Source organism: Bradyrhizobium sp. STM 3562 (assembly GCF_045571435.1).
GTDB lineage: Bacteria > Pseudomonadota > Alphaproteobacteria > Rhizobiales > Xanthobacteraceae > Bradyrhizobium.
This window is the reverse complement of the sequence record NZ_CP120694.1, coordinates 7345511-7367016: the sequence shown is the minus strand read 5'-3', so window position 1 is coordinate 7367016 and position 21506 is coordinate 7345511. Positions and strand designations below refer to the sequence as shown.

Genomic DNA, 21506 nt, shown 5'->3' with positions numbered 1-21506 from the left:
GGGAGCTAAACCTTCAGGTTCTCGGCCGAGGTTTTGCCGCGATTGGCAATCTCTTCGTATTCAATGTTCTGCCCTTCATTGAGCGTGGTCAGTCCAGCCTTGTGCACCGCCGAAATGTGAACGAACACGTCCTTTCCGCCAGTCGAGGGCTGGATAAATCCGTAGCCCTTAGTCGGGTTGAACCACTTGACCGTACCTTTAGCCATTACGTCGTCTCCGCGGGATCAAAAAAATCAAATAAGCCGACGGCCCCCGCAGGCCATCGTCTCGGACCTGCAAGAATACGCGGATTATAGGTTTCATGGTAGCGTAAACAACGGCGAGATTGTTGCCGGAAAGGTTCGATATCGAGGCGCATTTTAAGCATTTTGCCTGTTTCGCGGTCATTTCATGGACCGTATCGGCCGCGCTGAACTGCCGTCGATCAAGCAAAGCGCGCCCGCCTAGAGGAGGCGGATGCGCTTCGCCTGCCCTCAATAGGTCGCCACAAGATAGTCGAGGATCTTGCCGATATCGGCATCGTCGATCGGGGCGCCATAGAGCTTGATCATCTTGGTCACTTCGGCCTGCCAGAAGTCCTTCTTCGATTTCACGTTGCGCGGCTGAACGGCGACATAATCGGCGGAGTGGCAGCCGGTGCAGTTGTTCTTGACCACATCGAGGTTTGGCCCCGGTTTGAAGGCCGCGGTCTCTTCCGGCAACTGATAGGCGATCGGCGCCGCAAAAGAGTCGATCAGGCCAAGCGCCGCAATCGAAGCGAGCGTGAGGAGAAAAGAGCGCATCATGTTCATCGCTCCTCAAGCCACATTGACGCGAACGGTTTCGACGACGTTGCGCATGTAGCCGGCCGGATTCCAGCGCGGCTCCATTGGCTGGGTTTCGCCTGCAGTGTTGGTGGCGCGCACCTTCAGTTCATAGCTGCCGGCGTCGAGTTTGATCGGCAGCTTCCATTCGCGGAAGGAATATTTGCCGAGATCCTTGCCCAGCTTGGCCGGAGTCCAGTTCTTGCCGCCGTCGGTCGAGACTGCGACCTCCTTGATGCCCTTGCCGCCATCGAAGGCGATGCCCTTCAGCCTTGTGGTGCCGGCTTTCAGCCTGGCGCCGTCACTGATGTTCGTGATGAAGGAGCGCACGTCAAAGCGGTTGATCGGGATCGTCGCCTTCGGCGCGGTGCCCGGCTCGACGCAGGCGCAGGGCGTGTCCGGGATGCGATAAGCGGTCTTCATCCAGAAGCCGTCGAATTCGTTATCGATGACGGTGATCTCGTTGAGGTGCTTGACCCAGTAGGTGCCGTAGTAGCCGGGCACGACCAGCCGCAGCGGAAAGCCGTTGAGGAACGGCAGGTCATCGCCGTTCATGCCATAGGCCAGCATCACCTCGCCGTCGCGGGCGTGCTCGATGTCGAGCGCCTTGACGAAGTCGGGGGTCTTGTCGCTGGCCGGCCCGTCCATGCCGTTCAAGGTGATCTGTTTGGCGCCCTGCTGCACTCCGGCCATATCCAGGACCGTCTTGAGCGGCACGCCTCGCCAGCGCGCATTGCCCATGGCGCCGTTGGCGAGTTGCCCGCCGGGGACGCGCGGATCGAAAAAGCCGCGGCTGTTGCCAGAGCATTGATTGACGGCGACGATCTCGACCGCCTTGAGCTTCCTGATGTCCTTGAGCGAGAGGCTGAGCGGCCTGTCGACCTTGCCCTTCACCTGCAAGGTGAACTTGTCCGGGTCGAGGTCGAGCGGCAGGCCGGCCAGATGATAACGCACGAAGAACGCGTTGTTCGGCGTGATCGGGCCATCATTGAAAACCGAGAACGGAGTCTCCAACTGCGGCGGCCGGCTGGTCAGGACGATCATTGGCCGCTTCTGCGGATATTTCAACAGCGGCCGTTCGCCATTCTCGAAGGGCAGGGTCACCGTATCGAGCGCGAAGGCTTTCGCCACGCCCAATCCTGTCGCAAGGGCGGCGAGGCCGGCGCGCTTCATCAATTCTCGTCTGTCGAGCATTTTGTTGGCTTCCTCCGAAGCATTTTCTGTCGCCGGTCATCACCGGTGCATCATGTTTCGCGGTCGCCTCGGGCGAAGTCAATTCATGCTTTGGCAGCGCCCGGCTGCTGCTGCGCTGCAACGCGGTCGCGTGATGCCGCTCACGCCGCAACGGCGTCCAGGCGATCGACGAGGTCGAGCAGCGTCTTCGCATTTGCAACGACATGGACCGTCATCGGCTCGGCGCGTCCGCGAATGGCCACGTCCTGCCGCGGCAGGTCGTCGGCGGTCACGCTCGCGGTGGCGCACACTTCCTCCGAGACGAGGGCCTCGCAGGCGAGGCTCTTGGTCATGTCCTGCAGCCGTGCGGCGACATTGACGGCATCGCCAAGCGCCGTGAACACCATGTGATCGCGATAGCCGATATCCCCAACGATCACTTCACCGCCATGAATGCCGATGCCGAAGCGGATCGGCTCGCGCAGATCGTGCGCGAGAAACTGGTTCAATTCCTCGACATTGGCGGCGACCGCTGCTGCCGCGCGCAGCGCCTGGCGGCTCGCCGTTCCAGCATCGGTGGTAAGCCCGAACAGGGCCAGCATGCCGTCGCCGACGAACTGGTTCGGCTGCCCGCCGCAACTGATCACGGCTTGCGATACCGCGGCAAGAAAGCGATTGACGATAAAGACGGTGTCGAAAGGCAATCGGTGCTCGGCAAGCTGGGTCGAGCCGCGCATGTCCACGAACAGGCTGACGAGATAACGCTCCTGGCCGATCCGCGCAGGATGGGCGGCATGAGCGTTCGCCGAGATCGTGCTCGGGGTGAACAACTGAAAGAAGGAGAGGTCGGCGGTGGGGCGGAGCTGGCAGGCCAGGCGGATCGAAGGGTCGGCCGTACCGACCCGGCTCAGCACGAAGGCTTCGCGCTGCGAAGGCTCAGGCAGGGTGCTGCAATCGCCGATCACGCGGATGCGGCAGGTCGAGCAGCGCGCTCGGCCGCCGCAGACGCTCGCATGCGGCACGTTGTGGCGCAGGCTCGCTTCCAGCACGCTGAGGCCTTTCGGCACGCGGACAGTCTTGCCGTTACCGTAGGACAGCGTGATCATGCCGCCGCGTCGCTCGTGCAACTCGCGGGCGCCCCTTGCCAGCACGGCAAGCCCGATCAGGCCGAGATAGGCGAGCAGCGCGTAATCGGTGATGGCGTCCAGCACATCCCCCTGCGCCGGCGTCCCCACCTTCTGCGCGGAGAGATTATCGTCCCGCCATTGCGGGCTTGCACTCTCTGCGACGATGGTCCGACCGCCCTGGTAGAATCCGAGCAGGGCAAGCGCGGGAATCAGCACGGCGGCGGCGAGCAGGAACGGTGCCGCCCATGCGTAGAATCGTTTCATGCGCAGCCAGAAGTGCAGTCCGATGGACGCGTGCGTCCAGGCGACGATAAGAACCACCGTGATCTGCAAGCCTTTGCCCGGGTGGCCAACCCAGAAGGCGTAAAGCTCCTGCGGATAGAGCTTCTGGTGATCGAACAGGGTCTGGCCGAGCCGCACGCCGATGATATGGCTCATGACCAGGAGCGGAATGCTCAAGCCGAGCGCGAGCTGCAGCGGCTCCATCGCCTTCCAGCGGAATTCCCGACGCTGGTATAGTGCCCAGATGCCGAGACCCATGTGCAGCAGCGCTGCCGTATAGAACACCACGGCGACGGGGAGGAACCGCCAGAACAGCGTGTGATAATAGACGCCGGTCTGCATCGCCTCGACCGAGATGTTGCCGAGCGCGTGGTTGAGGAAATGGCTGATCAGATAGGCGAACAGGATCAGCCCGCAAACGAGACGGACCTGGCGTGCGCCGATGCCGCGCGACCAGTCCTGCAGCCTTTCTCGATAGCTGATGGCCATGTGATCCATGGAAGCATGACCCGCCGGCGCGACGTTTATTCCTCGCGTGGATACCGCTTCGCGGGTCATCCCGGCAAGCCGGCCGACGGAACTTTACACCTCCCGAGCACCTCGGGGCGAGGGGATAGTGCATAGTCGCGGCGCTGCGCCTGCCGGCGTTGACACCCCCGTTCCAGTCGTGGAAAAGCGCGCCGTGACAACTGCCCCGCCCGAGATGATCCGCGGCAAGCCGGATCCCGTTTCCCATCGGCCATTGCTGGTCGCCGTCGTCGTGATCGCCGCGATGACCGCCTTGCGCGTCGCCTATGCCTGCCTGATCGATCCGCGCACCGACGAGGCCTATTACTGGACCTGGTCAAAGGAAAATGTGCTGTGCTTTCTCGATCACCCGCCGATGATCGCATGGTTCATCCGGCTGGGCACCGCGATGTTCGGCGACACCAATTTGGGCGTCCGCTTCGGCGGCATCCTGGCGATGCTGGTGACGCAGCTTTTGCTCGCCGATATCGCAAGACGCGTGACGCATGACATTCGCGCGATCGTGCTCGCGCTGCTGCTGCCGGAGGCCACGGTCTATTATGGGCTGTTGATGGCAAAGGTTGCGCCCGACGTGGCGCTGATCCCGTTCTCGGTCGCGATGGTCTGGGCACTGGTGCGGCTGGTGGAGAGCAATGATCCGCGCTGGTGGCTCGCCGCGGGGGCCTTCGGCGGCCTGTCGCTGCTATCGAAGTTCACCGTGGTGATGTTCGTGCCGGCCATCGTCGCCTTCATGCTGGTGCCGGACTGGCGGGCGCGTTGGCTGAAGAGCCCATATCCGTTGCTTGCGGCGCTGATCGCGCTCGCGCTGTTTTCGCCCGTCCTGATCTGGAACGTGCAGCATGACTTCGCCTCGTTCCGCTTCCAGTTGGTGCGGGCGACGGCCAACCACGACATCACGCTCCGCACAGTTGCCGACTATATCGGCCTGCAATTCGGGCAGGTCGGTTTCGTGGTGCTGCCGGTGGTGCTGTCGGGCCTCATTCTGACGGCGCGGCGCGGCTATCTCGGGCGCGAGCCGGTCGCGATCCTGCTGTCGACCGCGGTAATCGTGCCGTTCCTGTATTTTCTCTGGAAGTCGCTCACGCTTCGTGTCGGCGATACCTGGCCGATGTTCATGTGGCCGGTCGGCTTTGCCGCTGCCGCGATCAACATCGCGATGCTGCCGCGCGAAGGCTGGCCGGCCTGGATGATCAGATCGACGATCTGGTGGGCGAATACGGCGGTCGTGTCGGGTCTCGTGACGGTCGTTCTGGTCTTTCTCTACGCCGTCGCGAGCCCCTGGAATCTGATCGGCCGCGCCGATCCGATCGGCGGCGAAGCAGGCTATGGACCGGTGGCGGCGCGGGTGCAAGCGCAACTGGACAAGACCGGCGCGAGCTGGATCGCGACCACGGACTACCGCACCTATGCAATGATGCGCTGGTATTTCAACGGCCGGGTGCCGGTGATCCAGATCAACGAGCGCGGCCGCTTCCAGGGTTTTGCCGATCCGGGCATGGACAGGATCGAGGGGCATACCGGTCTCTATGTCGCGCGCGAGCCCGACAACAGGCTGCCGCTCTGGGACCTGACCACGGCCAAGCGCGAGCCGCTGGAGCGCGTTGATCGCATTTGGCGTGGCAGCGTGATGGATACCTATTCGCTCGAAAAGCTCACCGGCTGGACGCCACAGCTTAATCCGCCGCCTGACTCGCCCTTCTTCCGCTGGCGCGTGCTGGCGGGGAATTTCCGCTTCGACGCTCCCATGTCAAACCGTCATCCTGAGGCGCGAGCGTAGCGAGCACCTGAAGGTGACGGTTCAACATTGCATGCTCGTTGCAATTACTCCTCGCCGTCTCGCTTGCGTACGAGATCCTTGGCGAGATCGGCCAACACGGGCTGCGGCAGCGCCGCAAAAGGTAGCGGACGTGTCACCTCGATCGCGGCAAGACCCAGACGCGCGGTGAGCAGGCCGTTGAGCACGCCTTCGCCAAGCCGCTGCGACAGCCTTGCGGCGATGCCATGGCCGAGCACTTGTTGCACCAGGCTGTCGCTCGCCGCCATGCCGCCGGTGATCGCAAGATGTGCGATGACATGACGCAAGAGTTTGATCATGCCGAGCGCGCCCGGCCGTCCGCCATAGAGCCGCGCCAGTTGCCGGATCAGCCGCAAGGAGGCCACGAACACGAACAGCACGTCGACCATGGCGCGCGGGCTGACGGCGGTGACGATCGATACGCGTTGCGCGGCCGAGGACACCAGGCGGCGCGCCTCGCGGTCCAGCGGCGTCATCAATTCGCGTTCGGCCAGCCGGATCATGTCGGCGCCGTCGATGATGTCGTCGACATGGCCTTGCAGCGCCAGGCGGGCGCGGGCGAGTTGCGGGTTCTGGTGTGCGAGCTTCAGAAGCTGCCGCACGACGTCGCGGCTCTCGGCGCGGTCGTCGCTGAGCAGCACTGAGGCCGCGCGGGCCTGCAGCCTTTCGATCGCGGCGAGCCGCATCAGGCCGACCGTTTCGCGCGCGGTGACGGCAGCAAGCGCGAGTGCCGCCGCGAAGGCAAGGACGAGGCCGAGGATGCCGAGGCTCTCGCTGCGCGCGAACAGATCCTGCACCAACTGCGTGACGCCGAGCCCAAGCCCGAGCAGTACGAGTCCGGCGATTGCGGCCCAGAACAGCGTGCCCCAGCGGAAGCCGCGCCGCTCCAAGACTGGTGCTTCGATCGGCACCGGCAGCGACGCCGGCTCGGCTTCCGGAGCGATCTGGATGGTGCCGCGCGACGGTCGAGGCGCGTCCTTTTCATCGACCACGACAACGCCGGGATCGTCGAGTCGGAAGGTTTGCGGCTTGCGCGGTTGCTGGCGCTCGCTCATTGCAATCGATCTCCGATCAGGAACTGCAGCGCGCGGTCAAGGCGGATGTGAGGCAGCGCGGGCGCGCCGTCGCCATCGCGCTCCAGCGGCGGCGGGCGGAAACGCAGGAAACGGAAGTCCGATGTTTCGGCCGCCGTGCTGGAAAGTCCGCGAAAGGACGCTTCGCCATTGAACAGCGCCTCGGCATCGGCGGGCAGGTCGCCGGGAAAGGTCGCGACTTCCGTCTCGCCGTCAAAGGTTTCGCCGCCATCCGTCTCGCCGGGCGACGGGGTGCCGAGGATCGAGGGCAGTTTGTCGTGGCCGCGCGAGACCATGGCTTCGCGCGTGGCGCGGACTGCCGCCAGCGCCACGACGTCGATGGTGGCGCCGGTGCTCTCGGCCTTCGCGACCGCTTTGGCGACCGAGCGGCGCAAGATGGCCTCAAGTCGATCATGGCTCGAGTGATGCAGATGGTCGGCCTTGGTGGCGGCGAACAGAATGCGGTCGATGCGCGGCCGGAACAGCGCGGACAAGAGCGTCGAGCGGCCGACCCTGAAGCAGTCGAGGATTCCGGCCAGTGCCGCCTCGAGATCGTGCAGCGCCTCGGGGCCGGAATTGAAGGCAGCGAGCGCATCGACCAGCACGATCTGGCGATCGAGCCTTGCAAAATGATCGCGGAAGAAGGGACGCACCACCACGTCCTTGTAGGCCTCGTAGCGGCGGACCATCATCGCCCACAGCGAGCCTTCGGGCGCCGCGCCCTCTGGCGGCACGTCCAGCGGCGCAAAGGTGAGCGCCGGCGAACCCGCAAGATTGCCCGGCATCAGGAAGCGTCCTGGCGGCAACAGGCTCATGGCAAACTGCTCATCGCGACAGGCGCGCAAATAGTCGGTGAAGAGTTTCGCCGCCACGAGCGTCGCCTGCTCGTCTTCCCGGCCGCTGGGCTCGAGCGTGGCGAGCTGCGCATGCCAGGCGGCCGCGAGCCGCGCCCGCGGCTTTTCCCGGGATAGCTCAAGGCTCTCTCGCGCCCATTGCTCGTAGCTCTTGTTGAGGAGCGGCAGATCCAAAAGCCATTCGCCGGGATAATCGACGATATCGAGCGTCAGTGTCCGCTCTGCGCTGTTTTGTCGCTGGTAGTCGATCACCAGGCGGAGCTCGCTGATGTCGACGGTCGAGTTCGGCCAGCCGCGCTTCTCGATCAAGGTCTGCAAATGGCTCTCATAGGCAAAGCGCGGCACGGCATCATCAGGCTGCGGCGCGAGCTGGGCGCGGGCGATCCGCCCGGAGGCATAGGCCTCGAACACCGGAAAGCGGCCGCTGCGTGTGAGCCCATGGATCAGCGCGGTGATGAACACAGTCTTTCCGGCACGTGACAGGCCGGTAACGCCGAGCCGTACGGTCGGGTTGAAGAAGTGCTCTCCATAGTCCAGCAGCGCCCGCGCCGAGAGGCGGGCTTCCTCGACGATATCGGACAGGCTGAGGGCCATAAGGAAACGGAAACTCGGGGCAGGAGCACGGGCGGGAACGCTAGGGCAAAGGTGGCCATTGCATAGCCGAAATCAAGCTTCACACTGCCGCAGGTGAACCAGGGTTAAGGTGGCTTGAACCCTTCGTTCACCAGTCGACACCTAATTCTACCGCTCTAGCAGAAGGTTTTTCGGACCAAGCCATGACGATCTTCAAGCTGAAACAACTGGCCTCGACCTCCGTCCATGCGGCGGCGGGGGCGGTCGGCTGGGATTATGATCGCGCGGAACTGATCGCCGACGGCATCGTCCATGCCATTGGCATCATCCTAGGGCTGATCGCCGCCACCGCGCTGGTGGTGTTGACCGCCGTCTATGCCACCGCGCTCGATATCGTCGGCGTGTCGATCTATGTCGCCGGGCTTCTCACCATGCTGGTGCTGTCGGCGACGTACAATCTCTGGCCGGTGTCGCGCGCCAAGTGGGTGCTGCGGCGCTTCGATCACTCGGCGATTTACGTGCTGATCGCGGCGACCTACACGCCGTTCATCATGGAACTGGAGCCGAGCGTGTTCTCGGTAGCGCTTCTCGTCGGCGTCTGGTGCGTGGCGATCTTCGGCATCGTGCTCAAGCTCGGCTGGCCCGGCCGGTTCGACCGGCTCTCGATCGGCCTCTATCTCGCGCTCGGCTGGAGCGGGGCGATGCTCTACGATTGGGTGGTCGCGGCCCTGCCGACGCTCGCGCTGTGGCTGGTGCTCGCCGGCGGCGCGCTCTATAGTTTCGGCGTGATCTTTCACGCGTGGCGGCGGCTGCGCTTCCAGAACGCGATCTGGCATTGTTTCGTGTTGCTCGGCGCGGCCTGCCATTATTCCGCGGTGCTCGATGTGGTTCTGGCCTGACGGTTTTCAAAAAGGGGTCTGTCGATGCAGGTGGCGGGCAAGGTCGTGGTTGTGACAGGCGGCGCCAACGGCATCGGCAAGGCGTTGTGCGAGGCCTTTCACGGTGCCGGCGCGGCCAAGGTGGTGGTCACCGACGTTGATGGCGGTGGCGCGCGGACGGTTGCAGCGGCGATCGGCGGTGCGGCGTTCCAATGCGATGTCGCGAAAGAAAAGGACATCCTGCACGTCATCGAAGAGACCGAGCGGCAATTCGGCCCGATCGCGCTGTTCTGTTCCAATGCCGGCATCGGCGGCGGCTTCGATCCGCTCTCCGTCAACGCCGGCGGCACGTCGGACGAGCCGTTCATGCGAAGCTGGGCGATCCATGTCATGGCCCATGTCTATGCCGCCCGGCACCTGATCCCACGCTACAAGGCGCGCGGCGGCGGCTACTTTCTCAACACGATTTCCGCCGCCGGCCTGTTGTCGCAGGTTGGCAGCCCCGCTTATTCCACCACCAAACATGCCGCGGTCGGCTTTGCCGAAAATCTCGCAATCTCGCACCGGGCCGACGGCATCAAGGTCTCGATCCTCTGCCCGCAGGGCGTCGACACCAACATGCTGCGTTCGATCCCGAAGGGACCGCAATCCGGCGACGGCGATCTCTCGCCGGAACAGGTGGCCCGGGACGCGCTCGCCGGGATCGAGCAGGAGATATTCCTGATCCTCCCGCATCCGCAGGTGCTCGGCTACATGCGCAAGAAGACCGAGAATTACGACCGTTGGATCGCCGGCATGGCCAAGATCCAGGCCAAGATGCGGGAAGAGTACGGGAAGTAAGTCGCCCTTTCAGGCGACCGACTGCAGCGCCGCTGCGGCATTGGCCGCGCGATCGGCCTTCAAGGCGCGGGCATAAAGCATCAATCCCTCGCGCACGGTCCGCTGCTCGGCCTCGCTCAGCCGCGCCAGGGCGCCGGACACCTGGCGACGGCCGAACGCATGCAGCGCGGCGAGTGTGCGATGCCCCTTGGCCGTCAGCGCCAGCGGCTTGAAGCGCGCGTCATCAGGATCGTTCATTTCCTTGAGCTCACCTGACACGATCAGCTTGCGTACCATGCGGCTGACGCTCGATTTCTCCAGATGCAGGAAATCCGCGAGCTGCCCCGCGGTCATTGGTCCACGGATGCCGATCTCCAGGATCGTATGCACCGCCGAGGGCGGATAGTCCGTCGCCGCCACGGTGGCGTCCATGAAGCCGAGCTCGCGCACCATCTGCCGGGAGGCAGCACGAATATCGTCGATCAGAATGAGGTCGAGCGGGTTCATCTTGACTCCGGAAAATAGTTGTATCATACAACTGTATGCCCTGCAACGGTGCAGGCGGCGGCGATGGTGGTCTGATGTCCGGTGTTGTGAGTGAAGCATTGCCGACTGAAGGAGTACTGGAGAGGGCTGCAGGCCGCATGCGCGGAAAGGTCTGCCTGGTGACCGGCGGCGGCAGCGGGATCGGCCGCGCGACCGCGCTCAAGATGGCGGAAGAGGGTGCCGAGGCCGTCGTGATCGCCGGCCGCCGTGAAGCCGAAATTGAGGACACAGCAGCGACGTGCGAGCGTTTCGGCAGCCGGGCGCTCGCACTAAGAACCGACGTCACGCGCGAGGACGATGTCGCGCGCCTGGTCGCGACGGCGCTTGAGTGCTACGGGCGGCTGGACGTCGCCTTCAACAATGCCGGTTTCCAGGAGCGTCGCGCTGTGCTCGAGACGCAAGACAGCACCGTCTATGATCAGGTCTTCGACGGCAATGTGCGCTCGGTCTATCTGTGCCTGCGCCATCAGCTACCGGCGATGTTCGCCCGCGGCGCGGGACGCATCGTCATCAACGCTTCGGTCAGCGGCGTGCGCAATCCAAATGCCGGGTTTTCGCTCTATTCCGCCTCAAAGGCGGCGGTGATCTCGTTGACGCGTTCTGCCGCGATGGAGGCCGCGCCGCGCGGGGTGAGAATCAACGCCATCGCGCCGGGCCGCGTCGTCACCGACATGATGCTGCGCGCGGGCGTCGGCGACGTAGCGACCGTCGCGGCAGGGCTGCCGCTGCGGCGGATGGGTGAGCCCGCGGAAGTCGCCGAAGCCGTGGTCTGGCTGCTCTCGGATGCGGCGTCCTATGTGGTGGGCCATGTGCTCGCCGCCGATGGCGGTTTTCTGGCGTCGTAGATCGAGGCACCGTCATTCCGGGGCGCGCGCGAGCGCGAACCCGGAATCTCGAGGTCCCCCCGATGCGCAATTGCGTATCTGAGGTTCGATGCTGTCGCATCGCCCCGGAACGACGAAGGTGCCTTAACTCCGCCCCCTCTGCGCATAGAGCAGCGGCACGGACGAATCTACGATCACCTCGACCAGGCTCGCGCCACCATGCGCGAGCGCGCGTTTGAGCGCCGGCGCAAGGTCGGCGGCCTTGGTGACGCGCACCGCGTCGCAGCCGTGCCCTTCCGCGATCTTGACGAAGTCGATCCCGGGCAGATCGAGGCCGGGCACGTTGCGCACCTGCATCACCTGGCTGAACGAGCGCATCGCGCCGTAGCCCGCATTGTTGATGACGACCACGGTGAGCGGCAGCTTGCGCTGTGCGGCGGTCCACAGCGCCTGGATCGAATACATGGCGGAGCCGTCGCCGATCAGGCAGACGGTGCGCCGCTCGGGGCGGCCGAGCGCCATGCCGACCGATGCCGGCAGGCTGTAGCCGAGCCCACCGCTCGCCATGGTATAAAAACTGTCCTGTCCACGCATCGGCATGTGCTGGTGCATGGCCGGTCGATGCGACGGCACTTCCTCGACCAGTGCGGCATCCTCGCCCATCGCGGTCCGCAGCGTGTGGAGCAGGAATTCCACCGGAATCGGATCGGCCGCCGCCGGGGCTGGCGGCAGTTTGCGCCCCTCGGGCGCCGCGCGTTTTGTGTCCGGCAGCAGTTCGAGCAGCATCGATAGCGCCGGCTTCATGGTCGCGATGATGCTGCTGCCGACCGGCGTCACCGTGGCCGCATCGGGATCATCGGTGATCTGGAACAGCGTGGTCGCACCGTCGAAGATCGAGGCGTGACCCTCGACATGGAAGGTGAAGACCGGCGCGCCGATGACGACGACCAGATCGTAGCCGCGCAACGCTTCCGACAATTGGCCGGGCGAAGCCGGCAGGAAGCCCGCGAATTGCGGATGCCGCTCCGGAAAGGAGCAGCGCGCAGAGAATGGGCTGACCCAGACCGGTGCCTTGGCCTTTTCCGCCACCTGAACCATCAGCGCAACGGCTTCCGCGCGGTCGACCGCGGGGCCGACGACGAGGGCGGGCCGCTCGCTGTTCGCCAGCGCCGCAGCAAGCGCGCGCATCGCATCAAGCTCGGGCCCGATCTCGCGGCTGACGCTGCGGGCCTGCACCGGCTCTGCCGGATGCGTCCAGTCGTCGATCGGGATCGAGACGAAGGTCGGGCCGCAGGGCGGCTGCATCGCGACGTAATAGGCGCGGGCGATCGCGGCCGGAACGTCTTCGGCGCGCGCCGGCTCGACGCTGAATTTCACGTAGGGCCGCGGAAATTCGGAGGCGCGCTCGGCATAGAGGAACGCCTGCAGCGGCAGGATCGAGCGCGCCTGCTGGCCCGCGGTGATCACGAGCGGCGTCTGGTTGCGATGGGCGGTGTAGATGTTTCCGAGCGCATTGCCGAGGCCGGCCGCGGAATGCAGATTGACGAAGCCGGCATTGCGCGTTGCCTGCGCATAACCATCCGCCATGCCGACCGCGCTCGCCTCCTGCAGCGCCAGCACATAATCGATATCGTCGGGCCAGTCGCTCAGGAACGGCAGCTCGGTCGAGCCGGGATTGCCGAACACTTTCTTGATGCCGAAGGCGCGGAGCAGGTCGAGCGTGGCGTGCTTGACGGTGAGGGAGGTGGGTTTGGCGGATTTGGGGGGCACTGGCGGCTCCATCCTCTCGCCGTCATTGCGAGCGAAGCGAAGCAATCCAGAGCCAGGCGCGAGGTTCTGGATTGCTTCGTCGCTTCGCTCCTCGCAATGACGGCTGACACATCACCACGTCGCCGTGCCCTTCATCGTGGGCTGGCCGGCGGCGTTCGCGGTCCACAGCTCCATGGCCGACCCGTTCTCGTTGGCATTGATGGAAAACTCGCTGCCTTCGAACAGCGGCTGCACCCCGCGATAGACGAACTTTTTCGGCGGCCGGCCGCCCCGCAGCTTCGCCGCCATTTCCACGATCAGCGCTGCCTGGAGCGGCCCATGGAAGATCAGCCCGGGATAGCCCTCGACCTTGGTGACGTAGTCGCGATCGTAATGGATGCGGTGGCCGTTGAAGGTGAGTGCCGAATAGCGGAACAGCAGCACCGGATCGGAGACATGGGTCTCTCGATGTTGCGTCGGCGGCGGCGGCGCGGGTTTCGCGGGGGCTGCCGCGGGTGCGCCGCTCATCTCGCGATAGACGATGTCCTGCCGCTCGCGGATGGCAACGCCGCGCGGCGTCGTCACCGTGTGTTCGACCGAGACGAAACACAATTGGCCGGTCGATCCGCTCTTCAATGTGACGTCCGCGATCCGCGACGTGCGTGTCGCCTCGTCGCCGACGCGCAAACTATCAAGAAACGCGAGTTCGCCGCCGGCCCACATCCGGCGCGGCAGCAGCACCGGCGGCAGAAAGCCGCCGCGGGCGGGGTGGCCGTCGGGGCCGAGCTGCGACATTGGAAACACCGGCTGCGCCAGGCACCAATGCACCGTGAACGGTGCGGCGTCGCCAAGCTTCGGCTCGCCGATCTCCTGGAACAGCGTCGCGCGCAGGCCCTTCACGAGCTGCGCGGTGACGATGTCGGACGCCTCCTGAGTGCGGCCGATCCATTGCCGCAGATGATCGAGATCGAGCTTTTCCGTCATGACGATTTTGCCCGGGCGCGAGGAGCTTCGGATGTATCTTTATGTTCGCCGATGGCCGGCACGGCCCCGTAATGCCGCTCTTCACCGACGACAATCGCGGCTGGCGCGGGATAGGTGACGACGCCCTTGGGCGTGTCGACCTCGATGCGGCGCAGATGCGGATGCACGGTGAGGTCGGCCATGGTGTTGACCTCGGCAAAGGCGATGTCGGCGTGGGACAGGCGCTTGAGCAACTCGTCCCGCGTCATCGTGGCAAAGCTGTCGCCGACGATCTTGTCGGTGAGCGCGCGATTGCGCACGCGCTCGACCATGTTGGCGAAGCGCGGATCGTTGGGCAGGTCAGGCTGTCCCAGCACCTCGGCGCAAAGCTTCTTCCATTCGCGCTCGCTCTGGATCGAGATCAGGATGTCCTTGCCGTCCTTGGAGCGGAACACGCCGTAAGGCGCGATCGAGGGATGGGCGAGGCCCATGCGCTTGGGCGGATTGCCGGCTTCCGAATTGAGCAGCGGCACCGTGAGCCAATCGGCCATGACGTCGAACATCGAAATCCTGATGTCGGCGCCTTGTCCGGTGCGTCCGCGCCCAATCAGCGCCTCCAGGATCGCGGCGTGCGCGGTGGCGCCGGTTGCGATGTCGACGATGGATAAGCCCACGCGCGAGGGGCCATCCGCGCCGCCGGTGATCGAGGCAAGCCCGCTTTCGGCTTGGATCAGGAGATCATAGGCCTTGCGGTGCGCATATGGTCCGCTGTCGCCATAGCCGGTGATGGTGCAGCAAATCAGCTTTGGATAATCCTTGCGCAGGCGCTCAAGCGAAAAGCCGAGCTTGTCCATCGAGCCAGGCTTCAGGTTCTGCAACAGGATATCGGCGCCGGCGATCAACTCCTCGAGCTGTTCGCGTCCCTCCTTGGTGGCGAGATCGACCACCATGGACTGCTTGCCGCGGTTGAGCCAGACGAAATAGCTGCTCTGGCCCTTCGCTGCCGCGTCATAGCCGCGAGCGAAATCGCCCTCAGGTCTTTCGACCTTGATCACCTCCGCGCCGGCATCCGCCAGGCGTGACGAGCAGAACGGCGCGGCGACCGCCTGTTCGACCGCGATGACTTTGATTCCTTGGAGCGGCAGCATCAGTAGGCCTCAGTAAGAGCGGGGCATGCCGAGCACATGCTCGGCAATGTAGGAGAGAATGAGATTGGTCGAGATCGGCGCCACCTGGTAGAGCCGCGTCTCGCGGAATTTGCGCTCCACGTCATATTCCTCCGCAAAGCCGAAGCCGCCATGGGTCTGGATGGCCGCATTCGCCGCTTCCCAGGAGGCATCGGCCGCCAACATCTTGGCCATGTTGGCCTCGGCGCCGCAATCGAGCCCGGCCTCATATTTGCGCGTGGCTTCCTTGACCATCAGCTCCGCCGCGCGCATCGACGCATAGGCCTTCGCGATCGGAAACTGGATGCCTTGATTCTGGCCGATGGGCCGGCCGAACACGGCCCGCTCCTTGGCATAGTTGGTCGCCTTCGCGATGAACCATTTGGCGTCGCCGATGCATTCTGAAGCAATCAGGATGCGCTCGGCATTCATGCCGGAGAGGATGTAGCGAAAGCCCTTGCCTTCCTCGCCGATCAGATTCTCCGCCGGCACTTTCATGTCGGTGAAGAACACTTCCGTCGTGGAGTGGTTCATCATGGTGCGGATCGGGCGGATGGTGAGCCCCGCCTTCTTGGCTTCCCGCATGTCGACGATGAACACCGACAGTCCGTCGGTGCGCTTCTTCACCTGGTCCTTCGGCGTGGTTCGCGCCAACAGGATCATCAGGTCGGAATGTTCGGCGCGGCTGGTCCAGATCTTCTGGCCGTTGACGATGTAGCTGTCGTTACCCTCGCGCCGTGCGAAGGTCTTCAGCGACGAAGTGTCGGTGCCGCTGGTCGGTTCGGTGACGCCGAACGCCTGCAGGCGCAATTCGCCGCTGGCGATCTTCGGCAGCCATTTTGCCTTCTGCTCGGCGCTGCCGTGCCGCAGCAAAGTGCCCATGGTGTACATCTGGGCGTGGCAGCCGCCGCCGTTGCAGCCCGCGCGCTGGATCTCCTCCAAGATTGCCGCCGCCGCCGACAATTTCAAACCCGCTCCGCCATATTCTTCCGGGATCAGCACCGAGAGATAGCCCGCCTGCGTCAGTGCATCGACGAAGGCGGAAGGGTAGGCCATCTCGCGATCGAGCTTGCGCCAATATTCGCCGGGAAACTGCGCGCAGAGTTTCGCCACCTGCTCGCGGATGTCAGCATATTCGTCTTGTTGTTCGTGGGCTTGTTCTTGCGTCATTCGATTGATGGCGGCGGGCTTTTGGTTGTGAAACCGCCGCGAGCTCCCTATGCTGAATTGCTATAGCCTATGAAGTAGCATTCCAAGATTGGCAAGTATGGATTTCCGCCAGCTCAAGACCTTCAGTTGCGTGGCCGAGCTCGGCAGCCTGTCCAAGGCGTCCGACACGCTGCGGATAGCGCAGCCGGCGCTCAGCCGCCAGATCAAGCTTCTGGAGCATGAGCTGCGCGCAGAGCTGTTCACCCGAAATGGCCGGGGCATGGTGCTGACCGAAGCCGGCCGCCTGCTGCTGGCGCGCACCGCGGGGATTGTGAGGCAGATCGACCAGATCCGCGATGACATCCAGTCGCAGGCCGGCGCGCCGTCGGGCCGGGTCGTGCTGGGGCTTGTTCCAACCGTGAGCTGCGTGCTGTCGGCGCGGCTCGCGCGCCGCACGGTGGAACGCTACCCCGGCATTTCCCTCTGCATCGTGGAGAGCTACAGCGGTCATCTCATCGAGTGGCTGCATCGCGGCGAGATGGACCTTGCCGTGATCTACGGTCCCTCGGCCGACCTGCACCTCTCGGTGCAAAATCTCGGGCGCGACGCGGTGGTGGCAGTGGGGCCGCGCGGCTCCGGGTTGTCGCGCAAGAAGCAGGTCGACATGGATTGGCTGCTGCGCCAGAAGCTCGTGCTGCCCAGTCATTCGCACGGGCTCCGCACCCTGATCGAGCATGCCGCTGCAAAGAAGAAGCTGAAGCTCGACATCCAGGTGGAGGCGGATTCCTTTCGCGTGCTCACCAGCCTGGTCGAGGAGGGACTCGGTCTTGCGCTGCTGCCGCCATCGTCTGTGCGGGATGAGGTTGCGGGCGGCAAGCTCGAAACCGCGGCGATTGCCAAGCTCGGTCCGATGCGCGAATTGATCATCGCATCCCCAATCGACCATCCCGGCTCCGCCGCGATCGCTGCCGTCACCGCGCTGTTGCGCAGTGAAACGGAGGCGTGCCGCGATGAAGGCTTGTGGGACATCAAGCTGGCCTGACTAAAGTGAGCGCCCATCTCACCCCGTCATCCCCAGCGCAAACGGCTTCGCCGTTTGTCGCCGGAGGTGCGAGCCACCGAGTCCGCAAGACGCGGCCCGACGACGGGCTCCGCGAGCCTCGAAGCATGAACGGCCCCGCTGCAGCAGCCGGGCCCTTCGAGACGGGGTACTTTGGAGCGCTTTGAAACATGATTGCGTTCCTAATTCACCGGCAGCCCCAAATGCCCGCGAAAGCGGTTCTTCAGGAACACGCCATCTCGCGGCGGCAATGCACGCGCGACATGCGCCGTACTGATGCGGATGCGCGCGAAGTGCGGACCGTCGAAGTTCTGCAGCTTGCGACGCAATGCGGCGATGCCTTCGAAATCGGCAATGTCGCTGACCGAGTGAAAGCCGGCGCCGCCGGCGATCACCTCGAGCCGGGAACCGAGGCCGGAATGGCTCATCTGCATGCCGGTTTCGCCGAAATGGCCATTATCGAGCACGATGATTGCGAGATTGCCGGGCTTCTTCGCCGCGATCGTCAAAAGGCTGCCGATCCCTATCAACTGCTCACCGTCGCCGGTGATCACGGCAACGGGCCGCCTGGGCTGCGCCAGCGCAAGCCCGAGCCCGATCATCGCGGCTCCGCCCATCGCGCCCCACAGATAGAAATTGGCGGGGCTCTCGCCGGCATCGAACACGTCGTAAGACGAGGAGCCGAGGCCGGTGACGACCAGGAGATCGCCGCGCTCCTCGAGCAGCGCCTTCACCGCCTCGCGGCGATCCAGGAGGTGGGAATTGGTCGTCATTACTTCGTCTCCGTCCACTTCTTGCGGCCGATCATGCGCTGCGAGATCAACACGGCGATCTGCTGATCGCTGTCAAAGGCAAGGGAGGCAGCGGCGGAGGTCACCTCCTCGGCATCTTCGGGCCGCTCCAGCCGCAACACGGTCACGCCCATGATCTCCAGCGCCTCTGGCGTCGCTTTTCCCATGGGGACCTGCCAGGGGTTGAACTCGGCCCATTCGCCGCGCATGGTAACGAAGGTGAGAAACGGCAGGCGGCAGCTCGCGGGCAGGGAGAGCATGTTGACGCAATTGCCCACCCCGCTCGACTGCATCAACAGCACGGCGCGATTCCCTCCGAGCCAGGCGCCGGCACAGAGCGCCACGCCTTCTTCCTCGGTGGTCAGCACCGTGGTCTTGATGGCGCTATCGCCATGCGACAAGTGGATCAGCCGTGAATGCCCGGCATCGGGGACGTAGCAGACCTGCGACACACCGGCCGCCTTCAGCGCCTTGTAGATATCCAGCGGCCAGTCGCGGCTTGTTACATTGTCCGTTGTCGCAAGATCGACCATCATCTCCCCGGGGTTCGTTCGCGCCTGGCGCGCGCCTCGAGGCCTTTAGAGGAAAAGCCAGCCCGCTTCCCTTCGCATCTGGTTCACCCAGCCATGCCGGAATTCTATAGGCTGAAGGACATGGTTTGTTGACGAGTCAGTCCATCTGCGAATTCGGTCCACCTCGCCCCAGCGGGGAGAGGTGAACGGAGTTTGCGGCTGCCTTGCCGTTCGCTCAGCCCGGGATGCGCACCGGTAGCCATTCGATCCCGCGCACGAAGCTGGAGTAGACGCGCTTGGGCTCGCCGACGACCTCGATGCGTTCGAAGCGCTTGAGGATCTCTTCCCAGACGATGCGGAGTTGCAGCTCGGCGAGCCGCATGCCGACGCAGCGATGAATGCCGAAGCCGAACGACAGGTGCGTGCGCGGGCGCGGGCGGTCGATGATGAACTCATTGGGCCGGTCGATCACCTCGTCGTCGCGGTTGCCCGAGACGTACCACATCACGACGCGATCGCCTTTCTTGATCGTCTTGCCGCCAAGCTCGGTATCTTCGAGCGCGGTGCGGCGCATATGCGCGAGCGGCGTTTGCCACCGGATCACCTCCGGCACCATGGAGTCGATCAGCTCAGGATTCGCGCGCAGCTTCTCGTATTCGCCGGGGTTCTCGTTCAGCGCCAGCACCGAAGCGCTCATGGTGTTACGTGTGGTGTCGTTGCCCCCGACGATGAGCAGGATGATGTTGCCCATCAGATTGTCGGGATCCATGTACCGCGTTGCATCGCTGTGCGCCATCATCGAGAGCAGGTCGTTGCGTGGCTCACTGTTCACGCGTTCATTCCAGAGCTTCGCGAAGTACGCGCGGCACTCGTCCATCTCCTTGCGCCGCTGCTCGGGCGTTTCGACGATGCCGCTCTTGGGCAGCGCAGTGGAGACGTCCGACCAGCGCGTCAGCTTGCGGCGCTCCTCGAACGGGAAATCGAACAGCGTGGCCAGCATCTGGGTGGTCAGCTCGATCGAGACCTTTTCGACCCAGTTGAAGGTCTCGTTGCGCGGCAGGCTATCCAGCACCTTGGCCGAGCGCTGCCGGATCAGACCCGCAAGCTCGTCGAGATGCCCAGGCGTGAACATCGGCGACACGGTCTTGCGCTGTTCGGCATGCTTCGGCTGGTCCATCGCGATGAAGCTCGGCCAGTCATAGCCGGGCGGAGCGTCCTTGATCGAAATGCCGCCCAGCCTGGCATCGGAGGAGAAGATGCCGTGATTGGTATCGACATGCATGATGTCGTGATATTTGACTACCGACCAATAGGGCTCGATCGGGGCATTGGTGCAGTAATGCACCGGCTCTTCCTTGCGCAGGCGCTCGAACCACGGCCACAGCGTGTCGTTCTGGAACAGACGCGGCGCGCCGGGATGAAAGTCTTTCAAGGGCGTCGAATAAGCCTCTTCGCGCGCCAGGCGAAGGCGCTCGGCCTTGTCGACGTTGATGGGAGCCTGCACGTTCATCTTCAACTCCCGTTGTTCGTCAGTCCGATCACGCCGCGATGCGGACCGGAAGGGTCTCATAGCCCTTCACAAAACTCGAATAGACCCGCTTGGGTTCGTCCACCACTTCGATATTCTCGAAGCGCTTGAGAATTTCCTCCCAGATAATCTTGAGCTGCAATTCGGCAAGCCTCAAGCCGACGCAGCGATGAATACCGAATCCGAACGACAGATGCTGCCGTGGCCGCGCGCGGTCGATGATGAAGTCGTACGGGCGGTCGATCGCACCGTCGTCGCGATTGCCTGATACGTACCACATCACGACCTTGTCACCCTTTTTGATCTTCCTGCCGTGGAATTCGATGTTCTCGAGCGCTGTTCGCCGCATATGAGCGAGCGGCGTCTGCCAGCGGATCACCTCGGAGACGAAACTGTCGATCAGCGCCGGGTTGTCGCGCAGCTTGCGATACTGCTGCGGATACTGGTTCAGCGCATAGATCGAGCCCGACATGGTGTTGCGCGTGGTGTCGTTGCCGCCCACGATCAAGAGCACGAGGTTGCCGAGGAAATTTTTCGGATCCATGTCGCGCGTAGCCTCGCTGTGGGCCATCATCGATAGCAGGTCGCTCCTCGGCGGCTGCTTGATGCGCTCCTTCCACAGCTCCGAAAAATAGTTTGCGCATTCCATCAGCTCGGCCTGGCGGGCGTCCTCGGTCTCGACCAGTCCGCCCGGCCCGGGAATGGTGGTCGCGATGTCGGACCAGCGCGTCAATTTGCGGCGGTCGGCCCACGGGAAATCGAACAGCACCGCCAGCATCTGCGTGGTCAGTTCGATCGAGACCCGGTCGACCCAGTCGAACGCCTCGCCGACCGGCAGATTGTCCAGGCATTCGGCGGAGCGCTTGCGGATATTGATGGCAAGCTCGTCCAGATGGGTCGGCGTGAACATCGGCGCCACGGTCTTGCGCTGCGCGCTGTGGCGGGGCGGGTCCATCGCGATAAAGCTTTCGCGGCGCAGATCGGGCGCGACGTCGCGGATGGTGATGCCGCCGAGCGCAGATGCGGAGGAGAACACCGCGTGATTGGTCTCGATGTCCATGATGTCGTTGTACCTGGTCACCGACCAGTACGGGCCGAACATGCTGTCGTTGCAGTAATGCACCGGATCTTCGCGGCGCAGCCGGTCGAAATAGGGCCAGTGGGTGTCGGTCCGGAACAGTTCGGGGTCGCCGGGATCGAATTTGTCCAGCGGCAGCGAAAGCGCGCGCTCGCGCGCCGCCTCCAGCCGCGTCTTATGCGCGAGATCGATCATCCCCTGCATGGCCGCCTCCCTCACTTTGTCGACCGCCGAT

The 21506-nt window shown here is 64.1% G+C and carries 20 protein-coding genes; 5 read left to right on the top strand and 15 right to left on the bottom strand.

Annotated elements, in window-relative coordinates; translation table 11 throughout:
- Positions 1-5 precede the first annotated feature (5 nt).
- The 4 genes from P6U23_RS33995 to P6U23_RS33980 form a co-directional block, all read right to left on the bottom strand.
- The gene (locus tag P6U23_RS33995; protein WP_407176687.1) at positions 6-206 is read right to left on the bottom strand and encodes a cold-shock protein; all 201 of its coding nucleotides are present in this window, start codon (positions 204-206) and stop codon (positions 6-8) included.
- A gap of 267 nt (positions 207-473) precedes the next feature.
- Complete coding sequence (locus P6U23_RS33990) at positions 474-785, bottom strand: cytochrome c (RefSeq protein ID WP_407176686.1); 312 nt, start codon at positions 783-785, stop codon at positions 474-476.
- 12 nt (positions 786-797) lie between these two features.
- Positions 798-1997: a molybdopterin-dependent oxidoreductase gene (locus P6U23_RS33985; RefSeq protein ID WP_407176685.1), complete on the bottom strand. Its 1200-nt coding sequence runs from the start codon at positions 1995-1997 to the stop codon at positions 798-800.
- Between the two features lie 140 nt (positions 1998-2137).
- Positions 2138-3874 carry an adenylate/guanylate cyclase domain-containing protein gene (locus tag P6U23_RS33980; RefSeq protein WP_407176684.1) on the bottom strand — a complete coding sequence of 579 codons (1737 nt, stop codon included), beginning with the start codon at positions 3872-3874 and terminating at the stop codon, positions 2138-2140.
- Positions 3875-4088: 214 nt separating this feature from the next.
- On the opposite strand from P6U23_RS33980, the gene P6U23_RS33975 reads away from it, so the two are divergent.
- A complete protein-coding gene (locus P6U23_RS33975; protein ID WP_407181678.1) occupies positions 4089-5690 on the top strand; it encodes a glycosyltransferase family 39 protein in 1602 nt (533 codons plus the stop codon).
- A 44-nt stretch (positions 5691-5734) separates the two neighbouring features.
- Here the strand turns inward: P6U23_RS33975 and P6U23_RS33970 are convergent, their stop codons facing one another.
- Together P6U23_RS33970 and P6U23_RS33965 are read right to left on the bottom strand one after the other, a co-directional pair.
- The gene (locus tag P6U23_RS33970; protein WP_407176683.1) at positions 5735-6763 is read right to left on the bottom strand and encodes a YcjF family protein; all 1029 of its coding nucleotides are present in this window, start codon (positions 6761-6763) and stop codon (positions 5735-5737) included.
- On the bottom strand, positions 6760-8229 hold the full coding sequence (locus P6U23_RS33965; RefSeq protein ID WP_407176682.1) for a YcjX family protein: 1470 nt from the start codon (positions 8227-8229) through the stop codon (positions 6760-6762). The genes P6U23_RS33970 and P6U23_RS33965 overlap by 4 nt, the downstream gene beginning before the upstream one ends.
- A gap of 182 nt (positions 8230-8411) precedes the next feature.
- Here P6U23_RS33965 and P6U23_RS33960 point away from each other — a divergent pair, with 182 nt between their 5' ends.
- On the top strand, positions 8412-9107 hold the full coding sequence (locus P6U23_RS33960; protein ID WP_407176681.1) for a hemolysin III family protein: 696 nt from the start codon (positions 8412-8414) through the stop codon (positions 9105-9107).
- A 24-nt stretch (positions 9108-9131) separates the two neighbouring features.
- Entirely contained in the window at positions 9132-9926 is a 795-nt protein-coding gene (locus P6U23_RS33955; RefSeq protein ID WP_407176680.1) for an SDR family oxidoreductase, read from the top strand.
- A gap of 9 nt (positions 9927-9935) precedes the next feature.
- Here P6U23_RS33955 and P6U23_RS33950 read toward each other — a convergent pair whose 3' ends face one another.
- Entirely contained in the window at positions 9936-10412 is a 477-nt protein-coding gene (locus tag P6U23_RS33950; RefSeq protein ID WP_407176679.1) for a MarR family winged helix-turn-helix transcriptional regulator, read from the bottom strand.
- Positions 10413-10549: 137 nt separating this feature from the next.
- Between P6U23_RS33950 and P6U23_RS33945 the strand changes: the two genes are divergently transcribed.
- Complete coding sequence (locus P6U23_RS33945; protein WP_407176678.1) at positions 10550-11296, top strand: SDR family NAD(P)-dependent oxidoreductase; 747 nt, start codon at positions 10550-10552, stop codon at positions 11294-11296.
- A 123-nt stretch (positions 11297-11419) separates the two neighbouring features.
- Here the strand turns inward: P6U23_RS33945 and mdlC are convergent, their stop codons facing one another.
- The 4 genes from mdlC to P6U23_RS33925 all read right to left on the bottom strand — a co-directional run bounded on the left by mdlC (position 11420) and on the right by P6U23_RS33925 (position 16323).
- The gene (gene mdlC, locus P6U23_RS33940) at positions 11420-13045 is read right to left on the bottom strand and encodes a benzoylformate decarboxylase (RefSeq protein WP_407176677.1); all 1626 of its coding nucleotides are present in this window, start codon (positions 13043-13045) and stop codon (positions 11420-11422) included.
- 111 nt (positions 13046-13156) lie between these two features.
- Positions 13157-14008 (bottom strand): MaoC family dehydratase N-terminal domain-containing protein, encoded by an 852-nt coding sequence (locus P6U23_RS33935; protein WP_407176676.1) that lies wholly within the window; start codon positions 14006-14008, stop codon positions 13157-13159.
- Entirely contained in the window at positions 14005-15135 is a 1131-nt protein-coding gene (locus tag P6U23_RS33930) for a CaiB/BaiF CoA transferase family protein (RefSeq protein WP_407176675.1), read from the bottom strand. The genes P6U23_RS33935 and P6U23_RS33930 overlap by 4 nt, the downstream gene beginning before the upstream one ends.
- 9 nt (positions 15136-15144) lie before the next feature.
- Complete coding sequence (locus P6U23_RS33925; protein ID WP_407176674.1) at positions 15145-16323, bottom strand: acyl-CoA dehydrogenase family protein; 1179 nt, start codon at positions 16321-16323, stop codon at positions 15145-15147.
- Between the two features lie 97 nt (positions 16324-16420).
- On the opposite strand from P6U23_RS33925, the gene P6U23_RS33920 reads away from it, so the two are divergent.
- A complete protein-coding gene (locus P6U23_RS33920) occupies positions 16421-17344 on the top strand; it encodes a LysR substrate-binding domain-containing protein (RefSeq protein WP_407176673.1) in 924 nt (307 codons plus the stop codon).
- A gap of 200 nt (positions 17345-17544) precedes the next feature.
- On the opposite strand, the gene P6U23_RS33915 is transcribed toward P6U23_RS33920, so the two are convergent.
- The 4 genes from P6U23_RS33915 to P6U23_RS33900 all read right to left on the bottom strand — a co-directional run bounded on the left by P6U23_RS33915 (position 17545) and on the right by P6U23_RS33900 (position 21475).
- Positions 17545-18135, bottom strand: a complete 591-nt coding sequence (locus P6U23_RS33915; RefSeq protein WP_407176672.1) for a thiamine pyrophosphate-dependent enzyme — start codon at positions 18133-18135, stop codon at positions 17545-17547.
- Complete coding sequence (locus P6U23_RS33910) at positions 18135-18686, bottom strand: phosphonopyruvate decarboxylase (protein ID WP_407181677.1); 552 nt, start codon at positions 18684-18686, stop codon at positions 18135-18137. Before P6U23_RS33910 ends, P6U23_RS33915 begins: the two co-directional genes overlap by 1 nt.
- Before the next feature lie 214 nt (positions 18687-18900).
- A complete protein-coding gene (locus tag P6U23_RS33905) occupies positions 18901-20175 on the bottom strand; it encodes a cytochrome P450 (RefSeq protein ID WP_407176671.1) in 1275 nt (424 codons plus the stop codon).
- Positions 20176-20203: 28 nt separating this feature from the next.
- Positions 20204-21475 carry a cytochrome P450 gene (locus P6U23_RS33900; RefSeq protein WP_407176670.1) on the bottom strand — a complete coding sequence of 424 codons (1272 nt, stop codon included), beginning with the start codon at positions 21473-21475 and terminating at the stop codon, positions 20204-20206.
- Positions 21476-21506 lie beyond the last annotated feature (31 nt).